The organism is Pseudomonas sp. GM55 (assembly GCF_000282395.1).
GTDB classification, from domain to species: domain Bacteria; phylum Pseudomonadota; class Gammaproteobacteria; order Pseudomonadales; family Pseudomonadaceae; genus Aquipseudomonas; species Aquipseudomonas fluorescens_CC.
This window is the reverse complement of the sequence record NZ_AKJJ01000028.1, coordinates 107,127-113,126: the sequence shown is the minus strand read 5'-3', so window position 1 is coordinate 113,126 and position 6,000 is coordinate 107,127. Positions and strand designations below refer to the sequence as shown.

Sequence of the window (6,000 nt, the reverse complement as noted above, 5' to 3'; positions counted from 1 at the left end):
TTGCCAGCGAAAAGGACGTCATGGCCAACAACAATGTTGGCCGACGAAACGCCTTCGCTGGCAAGCCAGCTCCTGCAAATCCTCAAACGCCGAGCTTGTCCCGCAATCCGTAGTACCAGGCACCCAGCGCCGCGAACGGGGTACGCAGCATTTGTCCGCCGGGGAACGGGTAGTGAGGCAGGTCGGCAAACGCGTCAAAACGCTCGGCCTGGCCACGCAGGGCTTCGGCCAGAACCTTGCCCGCCAGGTGCGTGTAGGTCACGCCATGGCCGCTGCAGCCCTGGGAATAGTAGATGTTGTCGCCCAGGCGTCCGACCTGAGGCAGGCGCGACAGGGTCAGCAGGAAGTTGCCCGTCCACGCGTAATCGATCTTCACGTTCTTGAGCTGCGGGAACGCCTTGAGCATCTTCGGTCGAATGATTGCTTCGATGTTCGCCGGATCCCGCGCGCCGTATACCACGCCGCCACCGAAAATCAGGCGCTTGTCACCGCTGAGGCGGTAGTAGTCAAGCAAGTAGTTGCAGTCTTCGACGCAGTAATCCTGTGGCAGCAGGGTTTTCGCCAGTTCATCGCCCAGTGGCTCGGTGGTAATCACTTGAGTGCCACAAGGCATCGACTTGGCGGCCAGTTCCGGCACCAGATTGCCCAGATAAGCGTTGCCGGCGACGATGATGAACCTGGCCCTGACCTTGCCTTGCGGCGTGTGCACCACCGGGGTGGCGCCGCGCTCGATGCGTATGGCCGGTGACTGCTCGTAAATCGTTCCGCCCAGGGACTCGACCGCTGCCGCCTCTCCCAGTGCCAGGTTGAGCGGATGGATGTGTCCGCCACTCATGTCGAGCATGCCGCCGACGTATTGATCGCACGCCACCACTTCGCGGATGCGGCGTTGATCCATCAGCTCAAGCTGGGTGTGTCCGAAACGCTCCCACAGGCGCTTCTGGGATTCGAGATGACCCATCTGCCTGGCGGTCATCGCGGCGAACACGCCACCGTCCTTCAAGTCGCACTGAATGTTGTACCTGGCGACCCGCTCACGAATGATTCGCCCACCCTCGAACGCCATCTGTCCCAGCAACTGCGCCTGCTTGGGGCCGACTGTGCGCTCGATGACATCGATATCGCGGCTATAGCTGTTAACGATCTGGCCGCCATTGCGCCCGGACGCCCCGAAACCCACCTTGGCGGCTTCGAGCACCGTGACCTTGAAGCCGTTCTCCAGCAGGAACAGGGCAGAGGACAGCCCCGTATAACCGGCGCCAATCACGCAGACATCGGTCTCGACGTCATCCTGCAACGCCGGGCGCGGCGGAACCGCATTGGCCGATGCGGCGTAGTAGGACTCTGGGTAGGGGGTGTTCGCCATCCTGCAGCCTCTGTTTAATATATTTTACGAGTGCGTTGATCCTACCCGAGTTGAAAATCGGCCGCCAGCCACCCGGAAAATCTTCTTTGTACCTGTGAAATTAAATATTTTGCATATTCATAGGGTTAGCTCGAAAAAAGGTGTTGACACCCCTCCGGAATTCCGTAGAATGCCGCCTCACAGCAGGCACGTAGCTCAGTTGGTTAGAGCACCACCTTGACATGGTGGGGGTCGTTGGTTCGAGTCCAATCGCGCCTACCAAACAAAATCCGCTCTGCTGGGCGGTCTGGAAGGGCTCACCGAAAGGTGGGCCCTTTTTTGTTGTCTTGGATTTCATCAAAACGTTCACAAAATATAGGGTTCGTTCACACTCGGCAATGTGAGCGTCGCAGCTTTGGATGCAGTTCGCTTGAATGTTTTCGATGATTGCGTCGGGGATGCTCTTGGGTCTTCAAAGTCTTTGTCTTCAAAGTCTTTAAAGAAAGCTAATGCTCCGAGGACATTGATGAAATATGGAAAGAATGGCGTGTCATGGGAGAAATTGAACAACATCAAACGCTCACTCACGGTGAGCGCAGCTTTGAACTGATAGCAGATCCCATTGGCCGGGTGTAACTGTCACTTTTCTATTCCACCGCCTCCTGGGGCGCCTGTCCGACTTTACGCAGTGCATCTGCTGCATCTATCCAGACCTTATAGTCGGCCTCTGTTGGCCAAAGTCCCCCAGCGTGAAGACATTGCTCGATTTTCTGATTGAGTTGCTCTTTTGCTTTCTCATTCGCTGCATGGGCTTCGTCGTAAGTGTCCGGTTTAGGCTTGATTGGTTCGGGGGGCGTCATGGTGTTTATCCCTGTGAAGGCAGTCTGAGGGGCTGTGGCAAGAGTTTGTGGCATAGGCACTGCTGCAAACAGGCTCGTGAGTACCTCATCCAAACCAGTGGAGAGACTCAAGGAGCGTACCGAGAACGAGAAAGAAGCCTTCACGCTTCCTCATCTGCTTACGGGTGTCGCTCTTACCGCTTGAAGGGGCTAGGTCTTCACCCTTGGCAAGCACATGACAAGACGGCTTCATATCAATCAAAGCATCGTAAGTGGCATGCTTGGCTGGCCTCCCTAACCCCTGGAGGCTTACAGAAGCTGGGCGGGCTAGGAGTCGGCGAATATCGGGGGGGGGCGAAAACATAGGCTACCTGCTCGACCCGGTTCGACAGATCCATGGTGGCGGCTTCCAGGGTGAGTCGGTTTTTGAAATGTGGGTGGAATGGTTTGGAGGGGCGACGGGAGTTGAGGTGTTGTGAGAAACTGTTACGAAAAGCTTTGGTGCATGCCGGCTACGAGCATGCAAGTAGTCCAAAGCACTGGGAGATGTCGTCGTTTTTCGGTGTGTGATGTAACGAGGGACGGCTATTCGCTGATGGTGTAAAAATATAATCTTAAAGACCGCCTATTACGATTTTAGTGAGAGAATAATCTAAGTGGAAATAATTAGCGCGTATGCCGCGATAGTAGCTGTTGCTTTTGCGTTGCTATCGACTCTTGCTATATCTAGTCAGTTACCGCCACCTTCTTCTCATGGGCGTTTTTTGACGATTGACGGTTTGCGGGGGTATCTGGCTTTTTTTGTTTTCTTACATCACTCTTGTATTTGGTATTATTATTTGCAAACTGGCGCTTGGGTTGCTCCGCCGTTGCGCTTGTTTGTTCACTTCGGGCAGGTGGGAGTGTCGCTGTTTTTTATGATAACGGGGTTTCTCTTTTTTTCAAAGATAATGGATGATCGCGGGCGTGGAGTAGATTGGCTTCGCTTGTATGTATCTCGATTTTTAAGGCTGACACCGCTTTATTTTTTTTCGATGATCTTGTTGTTCTCGATTGTGGGGTGGGTCACCAAAGAAAATCAAACAGATTCTTTTTCGGAGCTAATAGGTGCGTGTCTTAAATGGTTGGGTTTTACCATATATTTTGGTGTGCCGGATATTAATGGTTTTCCAGGCACTTACGTTGTCAACGCAGGCGTGACATGGACGTTGCCCTATGAGTGGACCTTTTATATGGCGCTTCCTCTTATTGCTCTCGCGATTGGGGTTTGGCCGCCTGTCAAATATCTTTTGTTAAGTGTGCTGTCGATGTATGCCTTTGGTTATTTGTATCTGGCAGGTAGTTTTTATTGGCTATTTCTAGGGGGTATGGTTGCAGCGATTCTAGTGAGATTTGAGAGTTTTAGGGCTGTTGCAGTTTCGAGGTGGGCTACATTAATTGTGCTTGTTTTAGCTGTCTATGTCGTAACAATGTATCCATCCGTATATGATTATGTGCAGGCTAAATTTCTTTTAGTGATTGTGTTTTGTTTTATTGCTGGAGGTAATAGTATTTTTGGTGTGCTGAATAGCAAAGTCTCCCGAGTGATGGGGGAAATGGCATACAGTATTTACCTCCTCCACGGACTGGTTCTTTTTGTGGCTTTCAGATTGGTGATTGGTGCTTCGCTTGGGAAAGCGTTGAGTCCCAGTCAGTACTGGGGAGTGATCGTAACTCTAACTCCTGTGTTGATTTTGATTTGTGGTTTGACTTTTAGGTTCATAGAGAGGCCAGCAATGAAAATGACCGGGCCGTTGACGGATTGGATCAGAGCCAAGAAAACCAACGTAATAGCAGGATTGAGAGTTCGCTGATCAAAGTCATTAAGGCGTAGTAGCAGAGCGTGGGGGGAAGACTGCTGTAGGAATATACAACGTTAACTTATTGATTCTTATAGGGTGATGTGGCGGTTTCGAAAGTGATCGAAAATATACGTTTTCTCTTATAGGTCAGTATGTTAGATCTATTTTCCGGTCACCTTGACAGGGTGGGGGTCGTTGGTTCGAGTCCAATCGCGCCTACCAAACAAAATCCGCTCTGCTGGGCGGTCTGGAAGGGCTCACCGAAAGGTGGGCCCTTTTTTGTTGCGTCGAATTTTTACAGTATGTCCACATCCATGCGTTGTCGGGCCAGGGCATTAACCGGGTGGGAGTGGTGACCGTGTAAATCGTTCAGATCGTCGCCTGCCTCCAGGAAGGTCAGAGGGCAAAGGTCGCCGCAAGGCCGTGATGGCCCTCCTGTGCTCCAGCGATCATGTGCATCGGGATGTTCTGCTGTATTTCAATGGGCGCTACCTCGAAGCTTCCTACTATCTGGAGGTGTCGCTCGCTCAGCTCGGTCGACTCTGCTGCCTTTTCCTTAGCCATTCTCGCGTGGTTCATTGCGATTTCGTTGAGCGTTGACACGTTACATCTCCCGGTGACTGACCAAGCGTATCGCTGGAGTCCTTAAGCATTGATTGAATGGCTGCTGCGTCAGAATCATGTCGTTCCGGCGCGGCTACGCGCGTACTTTGCAATCCTCAAGCCACGGATGCGAGTGATTTCTTCGTTGGATTTTCGCAGGCGACGAATGGCGGGCCACTGTGGGTGATAGCCCGGTTTCTTTGTCATTCCGGCGTAAACTAATAGTGCTGCCTCATTGAAAGGAGCCGCCCATGAACGCCGATCAAATCATCAAGCAGGCATCTGTGGACAAGACTGTTTGGGATCAATACTTCTGCGCTGCATTGATTGCCGAAAGCAATTTGACTGCCCCGGTTGTTGGCGGGGCTACTCACGAAGACAGGCAAAACCTGTTGATCGAGAGGGCCAAAACCCTTGCTGACAAAATGATGGAAAACCGAAGATAAACAGAGCCCAGCCACCGCGCTGGGCTCTTTGCATGGGAGGGTGTGCTCCGATGCGGGCGATGTGCGTATTGCGGTTCAGGCGATCAGCTCTACCTTGCCACTCGCCAGGCGATAGATACCTCCCACGATCTTCAGCATGCCCTTGCTCTGCGCATCGGTCAGCAAGGGCGAGGCCTGTTTCAGGCTGTTGACAGAGTTTTTGACGTTCTGTGCGGTGGCGTTTTCCATCAGGCTCCCGGGTTGCTTCAGCACTGTCTCGATAGCGGACTTGAGTGCATCAGTCAGTTTCGGAATATGGCCGGGGAAAACCGTATGATCCTTCACAGCCTTGATACCTGCCTCGATGGCGCCGCAGCTCTCATGTCCCAGTACGAGAATCAACGGGGCGCCAAGTACGGCAACCCCGTATTCAAGACTGGCCAGGCCTTCCGGAGTCACGAAGTTGCCCGCGACGCGGATGGAGAAAAGATCGCCGCGCGCGGTGTCAAACGCGTATTCCGGGGCGATCCGTGAGTCAGAGCAGCTCAGTACTGCCACAAACGGATTTTGACCGGATACCAGGGCCTCTCGCTCAGCCTTGAAATCATGAGTCGTGGAAGTACCGCTTACATATCGTTCATTGCCCTCCATCAGTCTTTTCAACGCCATATCGGGACTGATTACGTTTTGAGGTTTTGGTGGGGCTGACGCTTTTTCGGCTGCCTGGATGATCTGGCCGGGCAGAGTACCGGTCAGCAGCAGGGCGCCTGCGCTCAATCCGGCAAATTGAAGAAAGCGACGACGGCCTGTTGTGTTTGAAGCAGAGCTTGAATCACATGATTTACACATGATTTTGTTTACTCAGTTCAATGAGGTGAGAGTGAGTTGCTGTTGGGGGCTGCTACTGCCGCGGATGCTCAATACCAGCGCAGTGGAGTCTAGTTGGT

Annotated in this window: 7 protein-coding genes and 1 tRNA gene; 3 read left to right on the top strand and 5 right to left on the bottom strand. The window is 52.8% G+C overall.

The genetic code is table 11. The features are described from left to right. Nucleotides 1-82 precede the first annotated feature (82 nt). Nucleotides 83-1,366 carry an NAD(P)/FAD-dependent oxidoreductase gene (locus PMI31_RS04090; protein WP_008016408.1) on the bottom strand — a complete coding sequence of 428 codons (1,284 nt, stop codon included), beginning with the start codon at nt 1,364-1,366 and terminating at the stop codon, nt 83-85. A gap of 184 nt (nt 1,367-1,550) precedes the next feature. On the opposite strand from PMI31_RS04090, the gene PMI31_RS04085 reads away from it, so the two are divergent. After that, nucleotides 1,551-1,627 (top strand) — tRNA-Val (locus PMI31_RS04085). 84 nt (nt 1,628-1,711) lie between these two features. On the opposite strand, the gene PMI31_RS30700 is transcribed toward PMI31_RS04085, so the two are convergent. Together PMI31_RS30700 and PMI31_RS30695 are read right to left on the bottom strand one after the other, a co-directional pair. Next, nucleotides 1,712-1,933, bottom strand: a complete 222-nt coding sequence (locus tag PMI31_RS30700) for a hypothetical protein (RefSeq protein WP_157213259.1) — start codon at nt 1,931-1,933, stop codon at nt 1,712-1,714. A gap of 59 nt (nt 1,934-1,992) precedes the next feature. Further along, nucleotides 1,993-2,205 carry a hypothetical protein gene (locus tag PMI31_RS30695; RefSeq protein WP_008016407.1) on the bottom strand — a complete coding sequence of 71 codons (213 nt, stop codon included), beginning with the start codon at nt 2,203-2,205 and terminating at the stop codon, nt 1,993-1,995. Between the two features lie 635 nt (nt 2,206-2,840). Here PMI31_RS30695 and PMI31_RS04075 point away from each other — a divergent pair. Further along, nucleotides 2,841-4,037, top strand: coding sequence for an acyltransferase family protein (locus PMI31_RS04075; RefSeq protein WP_008016406.1), 1,197 nt, complete (start codon nt 2,841-2,843; stop codon nt 4,035-4,037). 384 nt (nt 4,038-4,421) lie between these two features. On the opposite strand, the gene PMI31_RS04070 is transcribed toward PMI31_RS04075, so the two are convergent. After that, nucleotides 4,422-4,628 (bottom strand): hypothetical protein, encoded by a 207-nt coding sequence (locus tag PMI31_RS04070; protein ID WP_008016405.1) that lies wholly within the window; start codon nt 4,626-4,628, stop codon nt 4,422-4,424. A 251-nt stretch (nt 4,629-4,879) separates the two neighbouring features. Between PMI31_RS04070 and PMI31_RS04065 the strand changes: the two genes are divergently transcribed. Continuing rightward, nucleotides 4,880-5,074 (top strand): hypothetical protein, encoded by a 195-nt coding sequence (locus PMI31_RS04065; protein WP_007993363.1) that lies wholly within the window; start codon nt 4,880-4,882, stop codon nt 5,072-5,074. A gap of 75 nt (nt 5,075-5,149) precedes the next feature. Here the strand turns inward: PMI31_RS04065 and PMI31_RS04060 are convergent, their stop codons facing one another. Continuing rightward, nucleotides 5,150-5,902: a carbonic anhydrase gene (locus PMI31_RS04060; protein WP_008016404.1), complete on the bottom strand. Its 753-nt coding sequence runs from the start codon at nt 5,900-5,902 to the stop codon at nt 5,150-5,152. Nucleotides 5,903-6,000: the final 98 nt, after the last annotated feature.

Bases quoted from the DNA above. Each gene is read 5' to 3' on its own strand.
- PMI31_RS30695 (WP_008016407.1), bottom strand. From the start codon at position 2,205: ATGACGCCCCCCGAACCAATCAAGCCTAAACCGGACACTTACGACGAA.
- PMI31_RS04065 (WP_007993363.1), top strand. From the start codon at position 4,880: ATGAACGCCGATCAAATCATCAAGCAGGCATCTGTGGACAAGACTGTT.
- PMI31_RS04090 (WP_008016408.1), bottom strand. From the start codon at position 1,366: ATGGCGAACACCCCCTACCCAGAGTCCTACTACGCCGCATCGGCCAAT.
- PMI31_RS04060 (WP_008016404.1), bottom strand. From the start codon at position 5,902: ATGTGTAAATCATGTGATTCAAGCTCTGCTTCAAACACAACAGGCCGT.